This window comes from Turicibacter sanguinis (assembly GCF_013046825.1).
Classification (GTDB): domain Bacteria; phylum Bacillota_I; class Bacilli_A; order MOL361; family Turicibacteraceae; genus Turicibacter; species Turicibacter sanguinis.
This window is the reverse complement of sequence record NZ_CP053187.1, coordinates 1,266,785-1,291,605: the sequence shown is the minus strand read 5'-3', so window position 1 is coordinate 1,291,605 and position 24,821 is coordinate 1,266,785. Positions and strand designations below refer to the sequence as shown.

Genomic DNA, 24,821 nt, shown 5'->3' with positions numbered 1-24,821 from the left:
TTCCCCCTTTCAAATAAAAACACATATCATCATGCCAAGTAGCTATTAGACTCTCAACTATCCTCCTCTAGCAGGTAATAAAATCCCCTGGAGTCCTTATCCTCTCATAGAGAGGTTTACTCAACCAATGGGGTAATTCTAAATATAAAAAAAGCCCCTGGGCCCCCATGCTAAGTAGCCGTTAGGCTCTTAGCTCCCCTCCTCTAATGGGGTAATTCCACATAAAAAAAGCCCCTTGATTAATCAAGGGACGAAAATTCTCCGTGGTACCACCCAAATTCTATAATCTAAAAAAGACTATAGCACTCTACTCATCTCACCTTTTATCAGGCTTTAATGACTTTATTTGATAACGGGAAAAGAGACCCGATAAGACTTACTTTTATTTCAGCCTTACTTCTTCGAGATGATTTTCAGTTAATTCATGACCATCGATTCTCAGCTAACATCGACTCTCTGTGAGATATTAAACTAACTTACTCTTTCTCTTCAACGAATTTAAATGATGTGTTAGGAGTATGTTATCACCTCATGTACACATTGTCAACACATCTCAAACACATTTATTACAGTTTATTCCATTTATTAACCGATACCTCCGTAAATAATCCCCAATAAAATAACAAGGATTGTCATTGGCACGAAAATTAATTTTCCAAAATAAACAAATGATTTTCCTAATGAGTATTTAGCACCTTTATTAACTTCGTCTAAAATATCCCCTTTGTATAAGTAAAAGAATGCAATTGCTGTAATCATTGTGCCAACTGGGGATAAAATAATCGTTATAAAGTCTGCAAACAAATTAAACCATTCCATATTAACAGCTAATGGTATCGCAAGCAGTAAGCAAATCAATGAGATGATAATGGTTGATTTTGCACGGGATAAATGTCTACTTGTCATTAACGCTTCAACAGGTCCCTCTAACATCCCAATTGATGAGGAAATAGCAGCAAAGATAATACTTAAGAAAAAGATAATAGCCATAATATTTCCATATGGCATCACTTTAAAAATCGCAGGTAATGTAATGAAAAGTAACGCGGGTCCTGATGCCGGATCAAATCCGAAAGCAAAGGTCGCTGGAACGATGATAAATGATGCTAGTAAAGCGGCTATTGTATCAAAGATAGCCATTTGAAATGATGCTGAAACAATATCATATCCATCATTTGTATAACTTCCATAAACAACCAATGAACATCCACTCAGAGAAACCGAGAAAAAGGCCTGCCCAAGGGCTATTACCCAAGTATCAACTTTTAATAAATACTCCCATCTTGGTTTTAATAAGTATTCGATTCCAACTTCCGCTCCAGGTAATGTGACAGAACGAATAATTAAAATGATAAATAGGATTAAAAGAAGTGGCATGGCAATTTTATTTAGTTTTTCAATGCCTTTTGCAACACCTATTTTCACAATTAAAACAGTTGTTAACATGGCGATAATTAACCAAATAACGGATGATGTTGAACCAGCAAATTGATTAAAAAATGCGGTAGCATCCAAAGTCATTAACTCTCCTGTTACACTTAATATAAAGTATTTTAATATCCACCCGACTACAACAGAGTAAAACATGAAAACTCCTGCTACCCCAAGCACTGGTATTAAAGAAATTATTTTTGCACCTTTTAGTTTACGCGATCTAAATATTTCACGAATTCCAGTCGGTGCTCCTGCCTTAAAAAGTCGTCCGAATGAAAACTCCGTAATAAGTCCAGTTGTTCCTAATATAAAAATAAAGATGAAATATGGAATTAAAAATGCAGCTCCTCCATAAGCGCCTAAGCGATATGAGAATAACCATATATTCCCGAGTCCAAGTGCGGCTCCAACACATGAAATCAAAAAGCCAAATTTGGAACTAAATGTTTCTCGTTTATTGTTAACTGACATGATTTTTCTCCTTTCACAACTATAACGATAAAATTAAAAGGGCCACATTGAAGTTACAATGTGACCCTTTTTGCCTAGGATAATAAAAAGGTCACATTGTTTAAACTCTATGTGACCACGAAAAATATATTTGGTCATCATAGATACTACCGTATACGGCTTGTATCTATGATGAATGACTTCAATCTAAGAATACAAACCTGTCTAGTATGACCAGTTACGCCAATTATTTAATTGCACATTAAATGTATTCATTAGAAATCGTCTCCTTTTTAATTTTATCTTTATAGTTAACTAGATTATAGATTTATCACCTATAAATGTAAATTATAATATTTTAAAAAGTGCTGTTCTACTAACTCTGCACTTAATTTTTCATGCGCTAGTTCATATGAGCTAATGCAAAGTCCCCCTAAAATAGTAGCATATTTCATACAGTCTATTATTGATTTCCCATTCAAATACGCATATAAAAAACCACTAAAGAAACTATCACCTGCACCGTTCGCATCTTTAAATTTATAATCAGAAATAATCGGAAGTTCAATCCATTCGCCCGTTTTCGTTAGGGCTGTTGCCCCACCACTACCATGTGTACAAACAATTAATTCTTTCCCCTGACTCATCCATTGCAACATCGTTTCATGATATTCTGGTAAATTATCTGAGCTAACAAAGATGTAATTAGCTGCTTCAATGTATGGTTGGTGATATTGATTTTCCAGATTATAATCATGTAAATCAGTCCATATTGGTTTTTGATGTTTTTCGATAAGTTTGATGAGCTGTTTTGTGTAACTGATGATATTTAAAACGACGATATCACATTCCATAATTAATTTCTCTAAGCGCTCTAAATCTAATGCTGGTTGAGCAGAACCTTGTGTCACAAAAATAGAAATTCGTTGTCCAAGTGGATCAAGTAAATTTACATGTCTCTCTGTTCCGAGTGGATCAAAGTCGTACTCAAAATTTACACCAGCGTCTTTTAATTTTCGAATAATTTTATGACCATATTCATCGTCTCCGATAACTGAATGAAGCGTCGTATCAATCCCGAGTTTTGTTAAATTTAAAGCTTTCCCCGCTCCTGTTGAACCTAATGTTTCATTAAGTGGTGAGCTCGCAAATAATGTTTGTGGCTGACCTTGTGGCAATTTATCTAAATAAACAATCGAATCGAATGTTGTTCCGCCAATCACTAATACTTTCTTCAAAACTATCCCCTCCCCTGTAGTCTCACTATCTATTCAATTATATTTTAACGCTTACATTTTTTGTGACCATTCTGTGGATTAAATGTAAAGATTAGTTAAAATCTACTGTAGTCTAGCTGCTTTCAAACATGTTATAATGAACTCTTACACAAATCGTCAAGTAATGACATCATGTAAGAAAATAATCTATGAGGTGAGAGTATGAACGGTGTTGAACAAATCGTTAAAGATAAAACATTAACATTCGAACAAAAAGTTGTATCTTTAGCACGTTTTGCAGAAAACAGTGTTGAAGTTTTAAATATTTCAGAAGAAACTCAAAAATTACGTGATGCAGGGATTATCTGTGATTTATTTGAAGGAAACGTCCCTTACCGACCACGATATATCCTTCCTAACTATGAAAAGTTCATGAAAGAAGGTTCAAAATTCTTACAATTAGAGCCACCGACAAATATTTGGGAAGCAACAAACTACTTATTAATTTTCTATAAACATGTTCCATCTATTACGACGATGCCAGTTTACATTGGAAATATCGATTACTTATTAGAGCCATTCATTGTAGATGAAGAAGAAGCAAAATTAGCAATTCGCTTATTCTTAACACAATTAGACCGCACGATTACAGATTCATTCTGCCATGCTAACTTAGGGCCAAAACCAACTCGTGCTGCTAAAATCATTTTAGAGGTTGAGCGTGAACTTGAAAACGCGATTCCAAACTTAACATTAAAGTATAGTGAAGAAACACCAGATGACTTAGCGATTGAAGCGATTAAAACTGCTTTAAAAACGGCTAAACCAAGCTTTGCAAATCATGCAATGTTTACAGAAGATTTAGGTGACTATGGGATTGCAAGCTGCTATAATGGACTTCATGTTGGCGGAGGGGCCCATACACTAGTTCGTATGCGTTTATCAAAGCTAGCTGAAACTGCATCTGACATTGAAGATTTCATGAATAATAAATTACCTCATGCAATGACTTGCATGGCTAACTATATTAACGAACGTATCCGCTACATTGTAGAAGAAAGTACATTCTTTGAAACAAACTTCTTAGTAACAGAAGGATTTATCTCTAAAGATCGCTTTACTTCAATGTTTGGACTTGTTGGACTTGCTGAATGTGTCAACATCTTATTAAAAGCAGAAAAATTAGAAGATAAATTCGGACATTCGAAAGTTGCTGATGATTTAGGAGTTCGCATCATGGATACAATGGAAGATTTCATTAAAAACTTTGAAAGTAAGCATTGTACAGTGACTAATGAGCGTTTATTACTTCACGCTCAAGTAGGTATCGGAGATGATATTAATACAAGTCCGGGTGCTCGTATTCCTATTGGTGAAGAACCAGAGCTTTGGAAACACTTAAAACAAACAGCTCGATTCCATAAATACTTTCCTTCTGGAACTGGGGATATCTTCCCATTCGAATTAAATGCCGCGAACAACCCTGAATTTATCTTGAATATTATTCAAGGGGCTTTCAAAGAGGGAATGCGCTACTTCTCATTATACTCATCAGATGCTGATGTGATTCGTATTACAGGATACCTTGTTAAACGTAGCGAAATCGCAAAATTAGATCAAGGAATTGCAACATTACAAGATACGGTTGTTTTAGGTCAAGGACAAGTTCGTAACGGTAAAGTTTACGATCGCAAGGTACGATAATGAAGGGATACCTAAATAAGATTATCCCATTTAGTTCCGTGGATGGTCCTGGTAATCGAACAGCTATCTTCTTACAAGGATGTAATTTTGACTGTGTTTATTGTCATAATCCTGAAACAATTAATCACTGTATTAATTGCAGTATGTGTGTAAGTGCCTGCCCTGTTCAAGCTTTATCTCGCGTGGATCGTCTCGTTAAATTCGATGTTTCAAAATGTGTGGAATGTGATGCCTGTACAAAAAAATGTCATCGTAATAGTACCCCAAAATATAAATTACTGACTGCTGATGACATTATGAACGACATCATGAATTATCGCCCATTTATTCAAGGGATTACAGTATCGGGGGGAGAATGTACCCTACAAGCTCCTTTCCTAATTGAACTTTTCAAAAAAGCAAAAGAAGCGGGATTAACTTGCTTCATTGATACAAATGGTTCGACTGATTTGTCTCTTCAACATGACTTAATGTCGTTAACAGATGGTGTCATGCTTGATGTTAAAGTATGGGATTCAGTCATCCACAAAAAATACATTAAGGCACCCAATGATATGGTATTAAAAAATTTAGACTACTTAATCAAAACAAAAAAACTTTATGAAGTTCGTACCGTTATCGTTCCAGAACTTTTTGATAATGAGGAAACGATTCGTGAGGTAGCCATTCGTATTAGCGGACATGATATCAGATATAAGCTGATTAAGTACCGTAACCTCGGAGTTAGAAAGAATTCATTGAACATGCAAACACCAAGTGATAAGATGATGGCTCATCTTGAAAATATCGCTCATGAAGTTGGATGTTTAAATACGATTGTGGTCTAAATGTAGTGGGTATCGATTGGATTACAAAAAGGTGTTTTCTATACGAAAACACCTTTTTTGTGCTATTTTATAGTATAATGACGAAGGACAAAGGAGGACATTTTATGCCAATTAAAATTCAAAAATTAACATTATGGTTTTATATATTCTTTTTCAGTAGTTTATATTCTTTATCAAAATTAGGAAGTTATGCCAATCAAGGAATGACAGCATTGATAGTAGAGTTATTGATTATCTTTTTCTTTATGGCAATTGGTATTTATTTCTTAATTAAACGTAAAAAAGCAATTGAACAAATAAGAGATAAAACAAACTATCAATCTCTTTATAAACATGAATGGACAACTGCTGCAATTGTATGTGTTTGTAGTGTCATTGACTCATTTTTCTTAACAAAGATTGCTTACTTTGCTTACTTAATTGCTGTTTTTTATCATTTATATTGGTTCTTAAAACATTATACAATGAACTCAAAGAAAGACGTTTAATCGTCTTTTTTTGTTTCATTTGATAAAATAATTCCACATGAAATGAAATAAAGAAATGAAACATCCTATCATACTTTCAATATTAGGATTTTACTTGTTCTTTGATGGAAGAATTATTTTTTGTCCTGATTGAGATAGGTTTATTATGCTTAATTTATCATCAAAATGATCTTAAATTGCATTCAAAACATTTTATGATTTTAAAAATATATCGGCATGAAATCGTAATCGCAATTCTAGTTTGGCATTGTTATTTTTATTCCTAACATTCTAGTATTTCCTACCACCTACATTCTTGGAGTCTTTCGATTTCTATAGTATTTAACGTCTTGAAATATTAAAAAAAAGCTGCCAAATTAAAGGACAGCTTTTTTATTCACTTAATACACCATCATTTAAATAAACGATTCTTTTGCTAGAGTTAGCTACATTTTTATCATGCGTAATCATCACAATGGTATTTCCTGCTTCATTTAAATCCTTAAATAATTCTAATATTTCTTTTCCCGTCTGTGAATCTAATGCCCCTGTTGGTTCATCTGCTAATAATAAAGAAGGTTTAGTTACAAGTGCTCGTGCAATTGCAACACGTTGTTGCTGACCTCCAGAAAGTTCATTTGGTTTATGAGCGATTCTATCCCCTAACCCGACCATCTTAATACTTTCCATTGCCACCTCAGTTGCCTCATGTCTCGACATTCCTCTAATCAGTAAGGGCATAATCACATTCTGTAAAACTGTATATTGTGGAATTAGATGATACCGTTGAAAGATAAAGCCTATATATTGATTACGAATTAAGGCTAAATCATGATCATCACAGTCATGTACTGCTTGTCCATCAATGAAATATTGCCCTTCATCTAGAGTATCCATCCCACCTAGTATATTCATTAAAGTTGATTTTCCTGATCCAGATGCCCCAAGTATCGAAACAAACTCACCCTTCTTTACCTCAAAATCAATGTTTTTCAAAACATGAAGTGACTTATCTAATAGTCCATATGATTTATTAATATCTTTTAATTGAATTAAAGTTTCCATATGTCTACTCCATAATATCTACTGCAAATACTTTTTGATTGTCCTCTTCTCCATCCATCGCAATCGCAATAACCGATCCTTCTTTAATATCATTAATACTTCCCTCTCCACCGGTTAAATAGTTTAAAATAGTCGTTCCCGTTGGAATTGTAAAGCTTTTTGTTTCACCTGTATACTCTAACTCTAAAGGTTCCTGTTCTCCTATCAGTAAACTAAAATTTCCACCTTCAACATCTGATGGCATAGCAGCAATACTATCGGTGACAGTAACAGCCTGTCCTATTTCCATTCCGCCTTCTAATTCAATTTCTCCCTCTAATGCCTCTAACTCCTCCTCCGAAAGTTCAAATGGGTTTTTAGCTAAACTCACTTCAATTTCATTTCCAATAATACTTTTAACTTTTCCATAAACTTGCGTTACATTTTGAAAATCTGCTGTTTCATTATCGCCAGGTGATATAACTGTCCCTTCACCTGCTACTTCTTGTTTAGGTGTCTCCTTGTCTGTTGGTATGTTAGACCCACATCCTACTAAACCTACTAATACCATTGTACTAACTGTTGTCATTACTATCTTTTTCATCTTTATCTTCCTCTCATTTTTATTATTTTTGGTACATTGTTTACCCGAATTACAATGTTTCTACTCATATGACAATGCTTCGATTGGTTTTAATTGTGATGCTTTATATGCTGGATATAGTCCGAAAAGGGTTCCTGTAATCATTGCAAATATAATCGCAATAATTTGCCCTTCAATCGAAGGTGATACGGGTGTATTCGTATATTTCATCAATGGCATTAATAGATAGCTAAGTAGCACTCCCATAATGCCACCAAACGTACTAATAATCACTGATTCAAAAAGGAATTGTAGTAAAATCTCTTCTTTCGAACTTCCTAACGCTTTTAAAATTCCTATTTCTTTCGTTCTTTCTTTAATGGATAAGAATAAAACGTTCATGATTCCAATTCCACCCACAATAAAGACAATCGTCGCCATTGCAATCAGTAGCATATTCATCGTTCCTGCTGATTGAGTGGCAGCTTCAATACGACTTCCTGCATCTTCTAACGTGTAATAACTACCATCATCTAAAACATAGTTTAGTGTACTTTTCATCTCTTTCATCGAAAACTTAACGGTTGATAAGTCTTTAGATAAAGCGACAATTTGAGGCATTGTATACTCATTAAGAATTGATTGCTCTGCTGTTGTAAATGGAATGAAAATCGTATCATCTGCACTTAATCCTTGAAGTCCATCTCCTTTTCGTTCTAATATTCCGATAATCGTAAATGCTTTATCTCCAATTCTAATCGTACTCCCAATAGCTTCTTCTACATTAGGATAATATTTCTTTGCAATGCCCTCACCAATAACCGCTACACTCGTCATTTCTTCAACATCAAATTCAGAAATATTCTCACCATAAGCTGTTTCAAGATTTGAAACTAATGAATATCCTTCTGTCACTCCAGTCACGGAAATATATTCAGTTTTTCCATTTAACGTTACTTCGCTATAAGCATCCCCCCTTAAATAAATACCCTTAAGTGTCTGGCTTTCATCCATCATCTGTTCCATAAGATCTTGTGTTAATTTAGGAATTTCACTAAAATCTTTATTTCCTATCTTCATGTAATCCAAATTAACATAAACAGTTTCGGCACTTAACCCACTAAACTGTGCCTTTACTTCTTCTTCTCCCCCACGACCAATGGCAATAACCATGACAATCGTGACCGATCCCACAATAATTCCAATTGAAGTTAACATTACTTTTACTTTGTTTTGTAGAATGTTAATCATAACGATGCGTAGCATTTCTAATAACTTCATCTTTTTAACCTCCTACTACAACAATGTCACCTTCACTTAAACCATTTTTAATTTCACTGACACGACCATCAGAAAACCCCGTTGTAATCTCAACGTCTTCAATTGTTCCATCTTCACGTTTTACCTTTACCATCTGTTTTCCATCAACTAACGTAATGGCCTTATTAGATAATATTAAAACATCCTTCACTTCTTTAATGATGAACTTTGCATTTACCGTCATTCCTTCAAGAAGTGCACGTTCAGTCGAATCTAGTTCAACAGTTACCTTATAAACAACTGATCCACCTTCATTACTAGGGACATAATTAATAGACTTTACTTTAGCCATTAACTTTTCACCAGGATATGCATTTACCTCTAATTGAACAACTTGTCCTTCTTCTAATTTATTGACATCATTTTGTGATACCCCAATTACAGCTGTCACCATATCTAATGTTCCAATCGTAACGACTGGCTTATCAGTTGAAGTCATCGTATTTGATGTATACCCAAGCGATGTTACAATTCCGTCTACATCCGATACTAAGGTATTATTTTCACTTAATTCTTTTACTTTAGAAATTTCTTTTTGAATTTTCTCCACTTCCATAGAAGCTAACTGAATTGATTGATCCATCTCAATCAATGTTTTATCATTTATTTGTTTATTACTTGATGCTTCCTGTTGTTCTTTTTGCACTTCCTTATCACGACGCCAATCTATATCATTTTTACGAGCAATCGCATCGTTAATTTGTGCTCTGACGCTTTCTTCTTGTTGTTCTAAATCCGATAATTGCTGTCTTAACTGTTGAAGTTCTTCATCAGAATTTAATAAGATTTCAGGATTAGTTCCTTCCTCCTCTAAATCAGGTGCTTCATTGTTAGCTTGTACCTGAGTTACTTCTAACTCATTAATCTTTTGCGTAATTTCATGCTTTTTAGTTTGAATATTTGCTAACTGCTCATCCAATTTTTTAAGTTCTGATTCAACAACAGATTTCTCACTGTTATATTGTTCCTGACTAGATTGTGTAACCTGGTTCCACGATTTTTCATTATTTAAAATATTGAGTTCCTTAGCATTCTTGGCTTGCTCTAATGCCATATTTGCTTTAGTTAATTGTTCATTTAAATCTTCTAACTGCTTTTGGATTGCTTCACCTGAAATCTTAGCAAGAGGATCTCCTGCTTTAATCGCATCTCCTACCTTTACAAAAAACTCTTCCACCATAACCGGTTCGGAAAAATTATAATCTTTTGCCTCGAGCTTTAAACTTCCTGCTCCATTGAATCCCGCTACGATGTCACCTCGACTTACTGGATACTCTCTAATTGGTTCTACGAACTCTTCATCTTTATTTGCATTTGCAAGTGTGACACCACTAATAATACAAATGACTAAGATAAGGCTAGCTAGACTAATGATTTTCTTTTTAGACACTTTCTTCTTCATAATTCCTCTCCTCTTATATTTCCATCTTAAATTCTCTCTCGCTTTTACACACCTATCTTAACAAATACTTGGTTAAGATTTGGTTAAGAGCTATTTAAACCAAAAAAATCTCTATATTGAAATAGAGATTTTTAAATCGGTAATATAACTTTAAAAATACTTCCTCCATCTGGATTCGGTAAATATTCAATCGTTCCTTGGTGACGCTCAATCACATCTTTTGTAATAGCAAGCCCAAGACCTGCGCCACCAAATTTACGCGAACGTGACGGATCAACACAATAAAAAGCATTAAAAATATGTTCTGACTGTTCCTTTGGAATTCCAATTCCAGTATCTATGACCTCAACTATCAAAGATTGTTCTTCTACACTTGTTCTAATAGCAATCGACCCTTTATCATGATTATACTTAATCGCATTTTGAATTAAATTAGAAAAAGCATGCGTTAACATAATCTGATTAGAGGTCATCGTGATATCACATGGTTCATACTCTACTGTTAAATTTTTAGATTCAATAGCAGTCTTTAAATCTTCTAAAATATCAATAAATACATAGTCTAAATAAACCTCATCACTTAATTCATAATCTTGTTGAGCGGATAAAATAAACAAATGATCAACTAAATTAATCATTCGTTCTGTTTGCTTTTTCGCCACCTCTACGAAGTTTTGATAATCGTCTATTTCCACATTGGCATCCATTTCTAATACATCTAGTTTTGTTTTAAGGACCGTTAGCGGTGTCTTTAATTCATGTGCAGCATCCGATGAAAATCGCTTTTGTGATTCAAAAGCACGATCTAATCGATCTAACATCATATTAAAAGAATGCGATAACTCTTGTAACTCCCCCGATGTATTAAATCCGATTAATCGTTGAGAAAGACGTTTTTCATTTATTAATTCTATTTCATCACTTAACTGTTTTACAGGATTTAGAAATTTTCCAAGAACATAATAAATAAATCCTGCTGCCACAATAATAATTAAAATCATAGAACCAAATGCCGATAACCTAAAACTACTTGTTCCAGCGGCAATTACTTCCTCCGCATAAGACAGACTCACTATTGATTCTACAGGCATCATAAATTCAATAGATTGATCTATCTCATACATGTATGGGTTCGTTGAATCCAAATACTGTCCAGATTCAATAAAGCTTGGGGCTGTTGTTAGAGCTGAATACATAGGGGCAACTAGAGTTTGATTTACATTATAAACAGATGTCACTGTTAAAATAACGGATACAATAACTAAAATCAATGTTGTTAAAATCGTCATTTGGATTCGAAGTGATATATTTTTAAACATCTGAATCACCTCTTTCATGAATAATATAACCGGCACCCCTAATATTTAAAATGATGTCTTCTTTACTATAAACACTTAATTTTTTACGCAACGTGCTAATGTGTACCTTGACTGCATTCGAAAACATATCATTATCGCTATGCCAGACATGCTCCATAATTTCCTCCGCACTAACCGCTCGACCTTTATGAAGCATTAAATATTCAAGAATGGCAAACTCCTTTGGTGATAACTCAACAGGTTGTTGATGATACATCACACATCTTTTTGCTGTATCGATTATTAAATCACCGTGCTTTAGTTGTGTATTTTGTTGAATAAATGTTCGTCGTAATAAGGCCCGTGTACGTGCTAATAATTCTCCAAAATCAAACGGTTTAACTAAATAATCATTTGCTCCTTTATCAAGACCTTCAATGCGCTGCGAATAATCAGAACGTGCTGATAAAGTCAAGATTTTACATTCTTGATCCCGTTTTCGAATCTCGGTTAAAATATCCAGTCCATCCATTGAGGGTAAATTCAAGTCTAGTATAATCAAATCATAATCATTTATATATGAAAGTTCGAGCCCATCACGTCCATCTGTTGCCATATCTACAACATACCCATTCTTCTTTAATCCGTGAGCCAATGCTTCAATTAAATCTTCTTCATCTTCTATTAATAAAATCTTCATCATATCACCTTCTTAATTTTTATTTTAATTATACGTTAATGAAGGTTAAGAATCAGTTAAATTTAATAATGGTACAGTAGATAAATTTATAGTATATTATGTCTCAATAAAAATTTAAAATCTATTAATTACATCTAATTTTTTTCATCTACTCCATCATTAAGTTCATAGAATGTCATTTCCTCTTCATTTTTGACATATAATTTAATGAGACTCAAATTCACTTTATCGCTTAGAAGGAAGTGAGATGATGAATCAGTTTAATGCAAAAACAGCCGCTATATGCATTATTTTATTTATTGTGTTTGTTTTATTATTTACTAACTATTTTGATGACGTAAAAAGAGGAAGCCCATTTTAATAAAGGACTTCCTCTTTTTATAGTTATTCAACTAATGACTTTGTAAAACAAATAATTCGATTTGCTTCTTTAAATCCTACGCGACTATGGAAGTTTAAACTTTCTACATTGCTTAACTCACAATCACTTGCAAATTCTTCACATTCATGTGCTCTTGCCCAATCTTCACATTGCCTTAATAATTCTTGGCCAATTCCTCTTAGACGGTATCCTTCTAAGACAAATAATCCTTCAAGATAACCAACTGGGGTATTTTTTGTTCCTTCAACATAATCATTTCTTAAAGAAACTTGAGAAAAGCCAACGGCCTCTTTTACTTCTTCATCATAGGCTAAGAAAAAGGCCCCCTGCTTACTATTAATTGTTTCATAAATTTCTAATGCGATGGCATGCATAGAATGCTCAGGCCATAACATTAAAGCCAATCTTGCAACTTCTAATACATCTGCCTCTGTTGCTTGTCTAATATTCATTTTTACCACCCATATAACTTCTATTATTTTTAATACTTCATTATTTGTCTAAATCATCAAATATATTCAGTTTTACAACTTAATAATCATTCAATTACATTTAGATGATTATATCGCTCTTCATTTATTAGATGCATCAGACATTTCTTATGATTAATTAGATCATTTTTCCTAAAAGAATAGCGTCTATCATTTTTAACTCTTCTGCACTAAACTCTGTCTGATGAACGGCTTCTTTTGTATCAATAATCTGGCTCGTACGACTTGCTCCTACAATAACAGAAGTCACTGTTTGATTTTTCAAAACCCACGAGACTGCCATTTGGGCCAAAGATTGTCCTCTACTCTGTGCTATCTTATTTAATAGTTTTACTTTTGCTATTAATTCAGGCGTAATATCTGATGCTTTCATTTCATCCTTTCCAGCACGAGAATCTTCTGGTATTCCATTTAAGTATCGATTGGTTAACTTACCGCCTGCCATTGCGGAAAACGTAATGGCTCCAATCTTTTCTCTTTCAAGTAAATCAAATAATCCCTCTTCATTTGTACGATTTAACATAGAATAATTTGTTTGATGAATTAAGCAAGGTGTTTTTAAATCTTTTAAAATTGCTAAGGCTTCCTTGGTTTCCTCCACATTATACTTAGATAATCCAATGTATAAAGCTTTTCCCTGTTTAACCATCTGAGCGAGTGCGCTCATTGTTTCTTCAATTGGAGTTTCCTTATCTGGTCGATGATGATAAAAAATGTCCACATAATCTAAATCCATTCGTTTTAAACTTCGATCAAGACTGGCCAGTAAATGTTTTTTAGAACCAAAATCCCCATACGGACCTTCCCAATTTTTATATCCTGCTTTTGTTGAAATTAATATCTCATCACGATAATGTTTTAAATCGTCCTTTAAAACACGACCAAAAGTCATTTCCGCAGCACCTACAGGAGGTCCATAATTATTGGCTAAATCAAAGTGATTAATACCATGATCAAATGCCGTTGTAATCATCTCACGACTGTTTTCATAAGATGTCGTATCCCCAAAATTGTGCCATAGACCAAGTGAAATAGCCGGTAATTTTAATCCGCTATTACCACATCGGTGGTATGACATTTTCCCATAACGCGAATCATCTGCCCTATACATAACGTCCTCCTTTTTGAAGTTTTATACCCCTTAATAAAAACACTTACATTTTCTAATTATTTTTTATTATACAAAAAAGCACTTGCATTTTCCAGTTATTTTTAATTATATATAAAAGCACTTACAAATAGTATTATCTAAATACTCAAAAATATGATATAATGTCTACATAATAGAGGGGTTAGCGCTATCATGATTTGTTTCAAACCAAAATCAGATTACACTAAATTAGATTTTATGCTATATCACTGTGGAACCGGTGAGTGTGAAAAGAATTCTTCATGGGGGCCTGGAGTTCGTGATTATTATAGCCTTTATTATGTTTACGAGGGGAAAGGTTATTTAATTATTGATGGGCAAGAGTATGAAATTAAAGAAGGTACTTGTTTTTTAGTGCCACCACACTCACTTGTTTCCTATCGACCGAATCCAAGTAATCCATGGGGATATTATTTTGTATCTTTTAATGGACTACATGTTGATTCTTACTTGGGACGCCTTAACTTGTCACCCTGTTCACCAATCTCAAAATGTGATCGACATGAAGCAATTGAACGTTGCTTTGAACTAATATTGACAGCAGGGCAATTCAAACACAGCATGGACCTACAAGCATTAAGTGGATTTTATGCACTACTTGCGACATTAGCTGAGTATAGTCATTCACATCAAACTAAAATTCAAACAATGAGTAAACAATCAGATTATATTCGTCAAGCAATTGAATTTATTGAAACGAATTACGCACGCCATATTACAGTTGAAGAAATTTCAAATTATGTGGGAATTAATCGAAAATACTTAACTAAATTATTCAATGAATTAATGGCTGATTCACCTAAAAACTATCTAATTCATTTCAGAATTCATAAAGCATGTAACCTACTAAGGAAAACTAACTTAACGATTCAAGAGATTTCCCATTCTGTTGGATATACCGATGCTTTAGTCTTCTCCAAAATCTTTAAAAAAGTCATTGGAACTTGCCCACGCGAATACCGTAGTTCAAATTTTATTGCTTAACAAAAAGACTCAAGCTCATTTTTTATAAAATGAATTTGAGTCTTCTTTTTATATCTAGAATGCAGTAGAAAATAATCAGATTATGGGTTATAATCCGAGGATTGCATTGCATCTTGAATTAACATCTGTTTTAATAATAGTTAAAAAGGGGGTATTTCGTTGAAAAATTTAGAGTTTATTTATAATAGAAAAAGTATCCGTAAATTTAAAGATATCCAGATTCCTAAGGAAGATATCTTAACATTACTTGATGCTGCAACACAGGCACCATCGCCTAAACATCAACAAAATTGGCATTTTGTTGTGCTCCAAAATCGAGATATTATTAATCAAATGAGTGACATCGTAACAGAAAGTCATACTCAAATTGCAAACTTGGCACCAACAAAAGAACAGGGTGAAAAATATATGCGCCTACTAAAATACTACACCCTATTCAAACACGCTCCAGTCGTTATTATTGTTTATGGAAACGAATATGATATGATTGAGTACGATATTTTAAAGGCAAATGGTGCGAGTGAAGAACGATTAGCCGAAATTATCGCACCTCAATCAGCTATACAAGGAATCGGTGCTGCTGTTGAAAATTTTTTACTAGCCGCAACAGCAATGGGATATGGAACTTGTTATATGACAGGCCCAACTCATGCAAAAAAAGAAATTGAAGATTTAATCGGATTTAAAAAAGATGGTTATCAATTAATGAGCTTAATCGCTTTTGGAGTACCTGAGGATAACACTCCTCCTGCTCCAAAACGTAAGCCATTAGAAGAAGTTGTAACTTTCATCGATTAGAACATAAAAGCGAGTTTGCTATCAAATGAACTCGCTTTTATGTTTTTTTAATGCTTAAAGAAATATAATAATTTACTTACCCTTTTATTCTACTGATCTATGCTTGAAACAGTTGCTTCACCATCTCTTATCTATTCTCCCTCTCTTTCAACATAAATTGTCTTACTCGTTAAATTGCTCGCTTGTGTTGAACTTTATCTTCTTAAACAAAAATCTTAGAAAAATATAAACCCCTTCACTTCATTAGATAAACAAGTTCAACCCTGAATCTTCAGCTGCACCTAAGTATGAAGCAACTCCTCCAATTTCAACACCTTTTATAAATTCTTCTTGTTTAATTCCCATTAACTCCATACTCATAGAACAGGCAACAACTTTTACTCCCATATTAATGGCATTTTCAATTAATGTTTCTAAATCATCAACATTATGTTTTTTCATGATTTTTTTAATCATAGCAGGACCCATTCCCATCATGTTCATTTGTGATAATCGTAATTTATCTGTATTCCCTGGTAACATAAAGTCGAACATTTTTTCCATTGTATCTTTCGATACTTTTGGTTTATTTTTAGATTTTAATATATTTAATCCCCAGAACGTGAAGAACATCGTAACTTCTTTCCCCATTGAGGCAGCCCCTGTTGCAATAATAAATGAGGCAATTGCTTTATCTAAATCACCACTAAATACAACGAGTGTTGCTCCATTTTTATCGAGGGTATTTGTATTCGCTGTTTGAGAAACTTGAGTTCCTTTTTGAAGATAAGCAACAAAGTTTTTTTCATTTTTATTAAATTCTGAATTTAATAATGTATTTCCAGTTTTCTCACACCAAGATGAAATGTCTTTAGTAAAACCAGGATCACTTGCTTTAACTTCTAGAATCTCACCATCTGTCATATGATTCATTTCTTCAAATACTCGACGAATTGGCCCCGGACATTGTAATCCACAAGCATTCAATTTTACTTTGACAGGCATATCATCTAAATTTTGTGATACCACTGGCGTTACCTCCTTATTTTTAATAATTGATATCCACTGCTTACTTATTGCTTGCTGTGCTTTTTCAATCGCTAGATACGTTTTAACTCCACCATCAATATTTTTAGCTTTGAATCCATATTGGTTAAGTAGGCGACAAGCCACATAACCACGTAGTCCTACCTGACAGGTAACATAAACAGTTTTATCTGTTGGAAGTTCATTTAAACGATTTCTTAATTGCCCTAGTGGGATATGAATCGAATTTTTAATTTTACCTGTCATTAATTCAAAAGATTCACGCACATCTAAAACAACTGATGTTGTTTCATCTAAACTATTTACTTCACTCCAATCAATGGTTTCAATTAAGCCATCCATGATATTTTCTGCATAATACCCTAGCATGTTCACTGCATCTTTAGCTGAGTTATATGGTGGGGCATAGCAAACTTCAACATCTTGTAAATCAATAACGTTTAGATTTCCTTTAATAGCTGTGGCAATAACATCGATTCTTTTTTCAACACCATCTATTCCAACTCCTTGAGCACCATAAATTTGTCCTGTTGTTGGATTGAATAAGAGTTTATACGCGATTGGGAAGGCTCCAGGATAATAACCTGCATGAGAGCCTGGGTGAATGTGAAGTGCTTTGTATTCAAGATTTAATCGTTTTAATGTTTTTTCGTTATTTCCTGTTGCTGCAACTGTATAATCAAATACTTTTGCAACTGATGAACCAAGTGTTCCTTTATATTCCGATTCTTTACCACAAATATTATCAGCAACGATACGACCTTGACGATTAGCTGGCCATGCAAGAGGAATTATCGTGGGTTGTTTATTAACAAAATCCATGATTTCAACCGCATCACCTAATGCGTAAATAGACTCATCACTTGTCTTCATTTTTTTATCAACAACAATCGCACCACGTTCATTTAAAGCAAGTCCCGCTTCACGTGCAATCGTTGTTTCAGGATGTACCCCAATGGATAAGATAATTAAATCAGTTTCAATAACTTGCCCACTATTTAACACAACTTTTTTACCGTTATTTTCAAAGGATTTAACTCCATCATTCAAAATTAATTTAACACCTTTATCTACTAAGTGTTCATGAATTATACTTACCATTTCAATATCTAATGGAGCCATGACTTGACTACTTGCTTCAACCAATGTAATTTCAAGCCCTCTTTCATGCAGATTTTCGGCCATCTCCAGACCAATAAATCCTCCACCAATGACAACAGCATGTTTAGGTTTTTGGTTATCCACAAATGATTTGATTTGATCTGTATCTGGAATATTTCTTAAGGTAAATAGATTATTGCATTCGTTGATTCCAGAAATCCCTGGTTTGATAGGCTGAGCCCCAGGTGATAAAACGAGTACATCGTAAGTTTCTTCGTAACTTTCACCTGTTTTATGATTTGTAACGGTAACAACTTTATTTTCTTTGTCGATTTTAATAACTTCACTTAAATTACGAATATCTATTTTAAATTTAGTACTCATTTGTTCAACTGTTTGAACAATTAATTTTTCACGTTCATCGATGACTTCTCCAATATAATAAGGTAATCCACAATTTGCAAATGAAATATATTCCCCTTTTTCAAACATAATGATTTCTACTGTTTCATCTAGCCGACGTAAACGTGCCGCCGTTGAGGCCCCCCCAGCGACTCCACCAACAATAATTACTTTTTTACTCATCTTAAAACTCCTTTCACAAGGAACCCATCGTTTAATTTGCTTTATAAATTAAACAAATTTTTCTTCAATCGATAAATATCCCCTGCACTCTTTATATCTAAAGTATATTCTGAATATTCTAAAAGTTATGTAACTAAGTCACATAAGAAGCAACTACTCTCCTGTTGTATAAAATAATAAAAAACCACGCTTTTTAAGCGTGGCTATATATAATTCAATTTATATCTAAAATCATGTCACAATTAGGCTATCATTTCATAATATATCAAGAAATGAAGCTAGGAGATGATGGTATGTACAGTAATCAACCTTATTCATCTATGAGTTATAATAATGAAAATTTTTCAACACCTATTGATAATTATTCAAATTATACTATTCAAAGTGTACCCGAGCAAACCGAGCAAAGAATCATAATCCCACAAGGAGTAGGCGGTGGACAACCTATTATGAACAATCCTATGGGAGCCCAATACTATCCAGTTGTTCAACAACCTTATCAACCTATGGGGCAACCGAATTGGCCTATGAATCAACCCTACCAACCCATGGGACAACAAAATTGGCCTATGAATCAGCCTTATCACCCTATGGGACAACAAAATTGGCCTATGAATCAGCCTTATCACCCTATGGGACAACAAAATTGGCCTATGAATCAGCCTTATCAACCTATGGGACAACAAAATTGGCCTATGAATCAACCTTATCAACCTATGGGACAACCTTATCCAGTTATGAAATAGCCTATGATGAAAAGAATCTAAAATGTCATCCATGAATTTATTTTTAAAAGTTGTAATGACTAAAAAAGCTCTATCTTATTCTTCCTCTCTAACTGAGAAGATTTGAATAACTAGAGCTTTTATTTTTCAATTTCACACCTAAATAATGTAATAGTGTTTACTTTTTGAAATATTAAATTATACAACCTGATAATATGAACCATAGGATCCACATGCTAAGTAGACGACAGGCTCTTAGCTTTCCTCCACTGATGGGGGGGAACCCAGTGTGAACATAGTGAACACTCCTCAACTACTGGGGTAATTTCTCTTAATTCTAAAGAAATTCCAGTTAAATAACCTGATAATATAAACCATGATTACTACAATAATAGAATAACTTTCCATGTTTTCTCTTATGGAAATGGAATTGTAAATTCCACTCCGGATATTGCTTTCCAAGTATTACAGTATCTCCTGTTACATAAGCGATAAACGTAATATAATGACCTTTTGTCATTTCATGATCTGATGTTACATATAGTTCATCTTCAACTGGCTCAATACTTAATAAATGTCCATCTTCTGCTTTTTGAGGCACTAATGCTTCTAACGTTTTTCCACAACAAGATACTGTTGCATCTCCTGTTGCCGTCATTATATTTCCACACTGTGAACAAACAAAAAATTTTAATCTTCTCATATTTCCTCCTACTACCGGATTTTGATTTAGTTCTCCGGATAAAATTCCATCTATACTAACTCCAAAAATTTGTGATAATTCAGGAAGCAAAGAAACATCAGGGCACCCTAGTCCTCTTTCCCACTTACTAATCGTCTTATCGCTAATGTTCATTAATTCAGCTACTTGTTTTTGCGTCATATTTTTCTCTTTACGTAAGTCATAAAGTAACTTTCCTACCTTCACACAATCCAAAATTTTCACCTCTTCCTTTATCGTTAATCATTAACTGCCATGAAATTAACTACATCTTTTCCTAATTACTCTATAGTTATCTCTCAATCATCTGTATTTTATCTTGGTTAACCAAATGGGTTATGTACACTAAATAATCTAACTTAGTAGAGAAAAATAATCAATCTACGTATCGTAGAATTCCAATATTACTCTATTATTTTGGAAAACTAAGAGCCTTCGGATTCATAGGATGACCTCGCTAATATAAAAGAGTTTAACAAATCGCTAAACTCTTTTTAAGATGAATTTCTCTATTATTTTATCGATAATTTCTGCTAACATTAAGATAGTAAATAGTAATGGATGAGAAATCAAAGCGTAAATATAAATACCAATGGCTACAATGACGAAAGCAATTAAACTAACAATCACTTTTAACACTCTTTTCGATTCTGATTCATCAAAATCTTTATCGAGTATTTCTCCTAATTGATCTAGAGTATGTTCAAAACGTTTTCCTGTGTAGGGTGTAATGATTCTTTCAAAAATAAACATGATTAAAAATAAAATCCATGCCTCTTTTGTATAGCTTAATAAATAAAATACTAAAATTAAAATGGATAAAATCATCGTCATCCAGATAATGTGCTGGTCTTTAATTAGTTTTTTCTTCATCTTCTCTCTCCAATAGTTCCTCTGTAGATTTTTAGCAAAAAAAGTCGCATTTAAAGAACTTCTTTCATTATATCATGTGATGATTAGTGTTTACAAACGGTTATATTTCTCATATAATAATGTTATCAATAGGCGATGGAGTTCGCCATTAACCGCGTAAGCTAATGACTCCTACTCTTTAATCTTTTTTGTCGTGGATTAAAGGGTAGGAGTTTTTTTGTGGTTAGAAGAAATAGGAGGATTAACGTGATAATATTGATTGTTTTACTCAGTTTAATAATTATTGGAATTTTGGCTAACTATAGTGGGAAGTTAGTCGAATATATTAAACTCCCCTCTTTAATTGGAATGATGATTTTTGGGATGATAATCGGACCCGCATTTTTAAACGTTGTGCCGCAAGCTACTTTAAAAATAGCACCAGTCATCAAAGATATCGCCCTAGTAGCCGTATTATTTATCGGTGGACTTGGAATCAGTTTAGCACAAATGAAGCAAATTGGCCGTCCCGCCATCTTATTAAGTGCGGTTCCCGCTACACTTGAAGGGTTTACAATTGCCTTAATGTCGATGCTTCTTCTTAAATTTAGCTTCGTTCAAGGGGCAATTTTAGGGTTTATTATCGCAGCTGTGAGTCCTGCTGTTTTGATTCCGTCTATGATTGATTTAATTAATCGACGCGTTGGCCAAGATAAAGCAATTCCGCAGATGCTACTCGTTGGAGCGAGCGCCGATGATACGATTGCCATCACTTTGTTTACAACATTCCTCGGAATCTACTTCAACACAGGATCGATTAGCACCCAACTTCTTATGATTCCAGTAACACTTGTATTAAGTATTGGTGTAGGTTATCTTGTTTTCAAACTCACAAGAGGGATTATTGAACACGTTTCAAATGACTATCTAAAAGTGATGATTGCCTTCGGTCTTTGTTTAGCAATGCGCGCTGTTGAAAAATACGGTCACGTTGAGATTTTTAATTCTTTATTAACCGTTATGGTCTTTGGATTCTTTATTAGAAATTACATTGTGGATAGTTCAAAAATCATACTAGATAAAATGAACCTTATCTGGAAAACAGGAAAGCTTTATTTATTTGCCTTCGTTGGAATGGCCATTAATCCAACACTCGTCGGAGAATTTTTCTTAATCGGAGTTGGGATTTTAAGTTGTTCATTATTTGTTCGATCAATTGGTGTACTAATTTCATTAATTGGTACTAATCTCTCACTAAAAGAAAGAATTTTCTGTGTCATTGCTTATCTTCCTAAAGCAACCGTACAATCTGCCAAAGCAGCTATTCCAATGCAGATGGGAGTTGTGGGCGGTGAAATTATGCAAGCTATCGCAATATTAAGCGTCTTAATTACAGCTCCTATTGGTGCGATTGGAATTAAGCTAACGAGTGATAAATTATTAAAAACAGAAAATTAAATAGTCGTTTGAAGTAGGTAATCGAAAATGGTCAACATAGTATAAAGTAGGATTCATAATGAATTCTACTGTATACAGGAAGTGATTATACTAATGGCCTCCCAAATTAACATACCAAACTTTCGCAACCTATCCACAACAGAAATTATCGAAGTACTAAATAATGCTCCCTACTGTTTACTAGGAGTTGCTTATAACCACTCTGTTCAATCTAGTTCTAGTCAATCCCATAATTTAAAGGTACAACCTCTTGTTTTTCCTATGAATTACACCTACCGATATTTACGTGTAAATAATGAGTATGTTTATACTTTCACTTTACACAGCTTAAATCATGGACAAAAAATCGATGCTATCAATGATAATGATAGAGTTTGTTTAGAATTCAATTATCATACTTCTCGTAGTCGATTGAGTGTCATGGTAACAGGAACTGCTGATGTAGATATACTAAATAATGGCTTAGCTAGAATAACTATACGACCTGATGAGAATGGTGTTACAGGTCGTAAATTCTATACTTCAAGATAAAATTAGTTTATAGACCTCTTAGCCTAGTGATTCATATCTGAATCATTAGGTTTTTATTTATTACTAGGTGTTTTAATTAACTGAGAAAAATTTCAATGCATATGATATAGAAGAATTCTTAGGAGTTCTACTTTATATAGGAAGTGATTATACTCATGGTGCCAGTAACATATCGCTATTTAACTTGCAATGAAATTCATAACTTATTAGACAATGCTTCTTATTGCTTGTTGGGCTTATCTTATAATGCTGATGATAATAGTTCTAGTACACGTTCTTCAAGTTCGTTTACTAGAAGTTCAAGTTCTTCAAGTCGAAGCTCTAGTTCTTCGAGTGGGTCTCGAGATGTAGATCCTCGAGATAATCAACCTTACGTTGTTCCAATGTGTTATTGCTATACAGAATCGGATGGAGAATATACATTTACTCTTTATACTTATAATGAAGGAATGAAATGGGAGTTCTTAGAGAGCAACCCAAAAATCTGTCTAGAATTTAATTGGCGTAATCCAGATGGAGTAAAAAGTGTGATTGCTATGGGGCGAGCTGAGATTCATCATTCGGATACCTGTGTTCGAACAGGTAAAAAATTAAAAAGAATTGTGCTAAGAACAAGAAATGTAACCGGTAGAAAATATTATAATCTCAACAATTTGCGTTAAAAAAAGCGATGACTCTTTAAGAGTTATCGCTTTTTCTTAGCTATTTATAAAATTGACTTCTTTATTCAATCATATTCTATATGTAGATAAGTGTTTCACAGATTAAAAAACTCATTAAAGCTAAACAGATGGATTTTACTTTATGAATCTTTCATTAGCTTATAAATAATTGTTAATCCATTGTTGTAAGGTTTGTTTCGGCTTAAATCCTAATAAACGATCTGCTAACTCCCCATCTTTAAAGATTAATAAGTTAGGAATACTCATGACTCCATATTCTTTTGCTGTTTCCGGATTCACATCGATATCAACTTTTACAAATTTAACTTTTCCATCGTATTCTTCATGTAATTGCTCAAGTACTGGACTAATCATACGACATGGTCCACACCACTGTGCATAAAAATCAACTAAAACAATCCCATCTTCAATTTTTGATCTAAATTCATTATTTTTAATTTCAATCACTAGACTCTCTCCTTTGGAACATTATCCTCTGTCGGAATAATGATATTCATAGTTAATATATAGTATCGTATGCTGACGTTATCTAAATGTTGATATAATTATTTCATTATATCATTATGTTCTATTTCGTTGTTTCAAAACAATATCTTCTGCCAATTCTAACAACTTTATGATGTCGTCATCCGCAATCTGATAACAAATATTCATTCCATTTTTAGAACATGTCACAATCCCAGACATTCTCATTAGTTTTAAATGTTGAGAGATATTAGGTTGCGAATAACCCACTGCTTCATTTAATTTATTTACACATAAAGGACGCTCACACAATACTTTTAAAATTTTATATCGCGTCGGATTCCCGATACATTTAAATAAATCAACAATCATCTCTTCTTTAGACATGTCTTCACATCCTTCTTTATCCTTTCCTTATTATAT

Annotated in this window: 24 protein-coding genes, 1 riboswitch and 1 other annotated feature; of the genes, 9 read left to right on the top strand and 15 right to left on the bottom strand. The window is 33.6% G+C overall.

The features are described 5' to 3' along the window. Window positions 1-243: 243 nt before the first annotated feature. Window positions 244-502, bottom strand: a binding site (T-box leader). 83 nt (window positions 503-585) lie between these two features. Both HLK68_RS06300 and HLK68_RS06295 read right to left on the bottom strand, forming a co-directional pair. Further along, window positions 586-1,905: a sodium-dependent transporter gene (locus tag HLK68_RS06300; protein ID WP_006784066.1), complete on the bottom strand. Its 1,320-nt coding sequence runs from the start codon at window positions 1,903-1,905 to the stop codon at window positions 586-588. 314 nt (window positions 1,906-2,219) lie between these two features. After that, window positions 2,220-3,122, bottom strand: coding sequence for a carbohydrate kinase family protein (locus HLK68_RS06295; RefSeq protein WP_132942701.1), 903 nt, complete (start codon window positions 3,120-3,122; stop codon window positions 2,220-2,222). 201 nt (window positions 3,123-3,323) lie between these two features. Between HLK68_RS06295 and HLK68_RS06290 the strand changes: the two genes are divergently transcribed. The 3 genes from HLK68_RS06290 (at window position 3,324) to HLK68_RS06280 (ending at window position 6,120) form a co-directional block, all read left to right on the top strand. Then, window positions 3,324-4,805: a YjjI family glycine radical enzyme gene (locus HLK68_RS06290; protein WP_006784068.1), complete on the top strand. Its 1,482-nt coding sequence runs from the start codon at window positions 3,324-3,326 to the stop codon at window positions 4,803-4,805. Continuing rightward, the gene (locus HLK68_RS06285) at window positions 4,805-5,632 is read left to right on the top strand and encodes a YjjW family glycine radical enzyme activase (RefSeq protein ID WP_132942700.1); all 828 of its coding nucleotides are present in this window, start codon (window positions 4,805-4,807) and stop codon (window positions 5,630-5,632) included. The genes HLK68_RS06290 and HLK68_RS06285 overlap by 1 nt, the downstream gene beginning before the upstream one ends. Window positions 5,633-5,736: 104 nt before the next feature. Continuing rightward, entirely contained in the window at window positions 5,737-6,120 is a 384-nt protein-coding gene (locus HLK68_RS06280) for a hypothetical protein (protein ID WP_006784070.1), read from the top strand. A gap of 372 nt (window positions 6,121-6,492) precedes the next feature. On the opposite strand, the gene HLK68_RS06275 is transcribed toward HLK68_RS06280, so the two are convergent. The 8 genes from HLK68_RS06275 to HLK68_RS06240 all read right to left on the bottom strand — a co-directional run bounded on the left by HLK68_RS06275 (window position 6,493) and on the right by HLK68_RS06240 (window position 14,430). After that, complete coding sequence (locus tag HLK68_RS06275) at window positions 6,493-7,164, bottom strand: ABC transporter ATP-binding protein (RefSeq protein WP_132942699.1); 672 nt, start codon at window positions 7,162-7,164, stop codon at window positions 6,493-6,495. A gap of 4 nt (window positions 7,165-7,168) precedes the next feature. Beyond that, window positions 7,169-7,747 carry a hypothetical protein gene (locus HLK68_RS06270; protein ID WP_006784072.1) on the bottom strand — a complete coding sequence of 193 codons (579 nt, stop codon included), beginning with the start codon at window positions 7,745-7,747 and terminating at the stop codon, window positions 7,169-7,171. Window positions 7,748-7,807: 60 nt separating this feature from the next. After that, on the bottom strand, window positions 7,808-9,007 hold the full coding sequence (locus HLK68_RS06265) for an ABC transporter permease (protein ID WP_006784073.1): 1,200 nt from the start codon (window positions 9,005-9,007) through the stop codon (window positions 7,808-7,810). Window positions 9,008-9,011: 4 nt separating this feature from the next. Continuing rightward, window positions 9,012-10,448, bottom strand: a complete 1,437-nt coding sequence (locus HLK68_RS06260) for an efflux RND transporter periplasmic adaptor subunit (protein ID WP_055165703.1) — start codon at window positions 10,446-10,448, stop codon at window positions 9,012-9,014. Window positions 10,449-10,579: 131 nt separating this feature from the next. Continuing rightward, the gene (locus HLK68_RS06255; RefSeq protein WP_006784075.1) at window positions 10,580-11,767 is read right to left on the bottom strand and encodes a sensor histidine kinase; all 1,188 of its coding nucleotides are present in this window, start codon (window positions 11,765-11,767) and stop codon (window positions 10,580-10,582) included. Then, complete coding sequence (locus HLK68_RS06250; RefSeq protein ID WP_132942698.1) at window positions 11,760-12,446, bottom strand: response regulator transcription factor; 687 nt, start codon at window positions 12,444-12,446, stop codon at window positions 11,760-11,762. Before HLK68_RS06250 ends, HLK68_RS06255 begins: the two co-directional genes overlap by 8 nt. A gap of 384 nt (window positions 12,447-12,830) precedes the next feature. Further along, complete coding sequence (gene aac(6') / locus HLK68_RS06245; RefSeq protein ID WP_009607088.1) at window positions 12,831-13,280, bottom strand: aminoglycoside 6'-N-acetyltransferase; 450 nt, start codon at window positions 13,278-13,280, stop codon at window positions 12,831-12,833. Window positions 13,281-13,437: 157 nt separating this feature from the next. Next, on the bottom strand, window positions 13,438-14,430 hold the full coding sequence (locus HLK68_RS06240) for an aldo/keto reductase (protein ID WP_009607106.1): 993 nt from the start codon (window positions 14,428-14,430) through the stop codon (window positions 13,438-13,440). A gap of 192 nt (window positions 14,431-14,622) precedes the next feature. On the opposite strand from HLK68_RS06240, the gene HLK68_RS06235 reads away from it, so the two are divergent. Beyond that, complete coding sequence (locus tag HLK68_RS06235) at window positions 14,623-15,453, top strand: AraC family transcriptional regulator (protein ID WP_006785296.1); 831 nt, start codon at window positions 14,623-14,625, stop codon at window positions 15,451-15,453. Window positions 15,454-15,612: 159 nt separating this feature from the next. Continuing rightward, a complete protein-coding gene (locus HLK68_RS06230) occupies window positions 15,613-16,251 on the top strand; it encodes a nitroreductase family protein (RefSeq protein ID WP_132942697.1) in 639 nt (212 codons plus the stop codon). A 243-nt stretch (window positions 16,252-16,494) separates the two neighbouring features. Here HLK68_RS06230 and HLK68_RS06225 read toward each other — a convergent pair whose 3' ends face one another. Beyond that, window positions 16,495-18,963 carry a CoA-disulfide reductase gene (locus HLK68_RS06225; protein WP_006785298.1) on the bottom strand — a complete coding sequence of 823 codons (2,469 nt, stop codon included), beginning with the start codon at window positions 18,961-18,963 and terminating at the stop codon, window positions 16,495-16,497. Window positions 18,964-19,256: 293 nt separating this feature from the next. Here HLK68_RS06225 and HLK68_RS06220 point away from each other — a divergent pair, with 293 nt between their 5' ends. After that, complete coding sequence (locus HLK68_RS06220) at window positions 19,257-19,709, top strand: hypothetical protein (RefSeq protein ID WP_009607101.1); 453 nt, start codon at window positions 19,257-19,259, stop codon at window positions 19,707-19,709. 331 nt (window positions 19,710-20,040) lie between these two features. Here HLK68_RS06220 and HLK68_RS06215 read toward each other — a convergent pair whose 3' ends face one another. Together HLK68_RS06215 and HLK68_RS06210 are read right to left on the bottom strand one after the other, a co-directional pair. Beyond that, window positions 20,041-20,616, bottom strand: coding sequence for a helix-turn-helix domain-containing protein (locus HLK68_RS06215; protein ID WP_237701258.1), 576 nt, complete (start codon window positions 20,614-20,616; stop codon window positions 20,041-20,043). Between the two features lie 276 nt (window positions 20,617-20,892). Then, entirely contained in the window at window positions 20,893-21,282 is a 390-nt protein-coding gene (locus HLK68_RS06210) for a hypothetical protein (RefSeq protein ID WP_132942696.1), read from the bottom strand. Between the two features lie 122 nt (window positions 21,283-21,404). After that, window positions 21,405-21,463, top strand: a riboswitch (Fluoride riboswitch). 65 nt (window positions 21,464-21,528) lie between these two features. Here HLK68_RS06210 and HLK68_RS06205 point away from each other — a divergent pair. From HLK68_RS06205 to HLK68_RS06195, 3 genes are all read left to right on the top strand, one after another. Then, complete coding sequence (locus HLK68_RS06205; protein ID WP_006783958.1) at window positions 21,529-22,719, top strand: cation:proton antiporter domain-containing protein; 1,191 nt, start codon at window positions 21,529-21,531, stop codon at window positions 22,717-22,719. A gap of 93 nt (window positions 22,720-22,812) precedes the next feature. Continuing rightward, a complete protein-coding gene (locus tag HLK68_RS06200; protein ID WP_039930904.1) occupies window positions 22,813-23,250 on the top strand; it encodes a pyridoxamine 5'-phosphate oxidase family protein in 438 nt (145 codons plus the stop codon). A gap of 155 nt (window positions 23,251-23,405) precedes the next feature. Continuing rightward, on the top strand, window positions 23,406-23,912 hold the full coding sequence (locus HLK68_RS06195) for a pyridoxamine 5'-phosphate oxidase family protein (RefSeq protein ID WP_006783957.1): 507 nt from the start codon (window positions 23,406-23,408) through the stop codon (window positions 23,910-23,912). Between the two features lie 159 nt (window positions 23,913-24,071). On the opposite strand, the gene trxA is transcribed toward HLK68_RS06195, so the two are convergent. Both trxA and HLK68_RS06185 read right to left on the bottom strand, forming a co-directional pair. Beyond that, window positions 24,072-24,380, bottom strand: coding sequence for a thioredoxin (gene trxA / locus HLK68_RS06190; RefSeq protein ID WP_129821248.1), 309 nt, complete (start codon window positions 24,378-24,380; stop codon window positions 24,072-24,074). Window positions 24,381-24,494: 114 nt separating this feature from the next. After that, a complete protein-coding gene (locus HLK68_RS06185) occupies window positions 24,495-24,785 on the bottom strand; it encodes an ArsR/SmtB family transcription factor (protein ID WP_006783955.1) in 291 nt (96 codons plus the stop codon). Window positions 24,786-24,821: the final 36 nt, after the last annotated feature.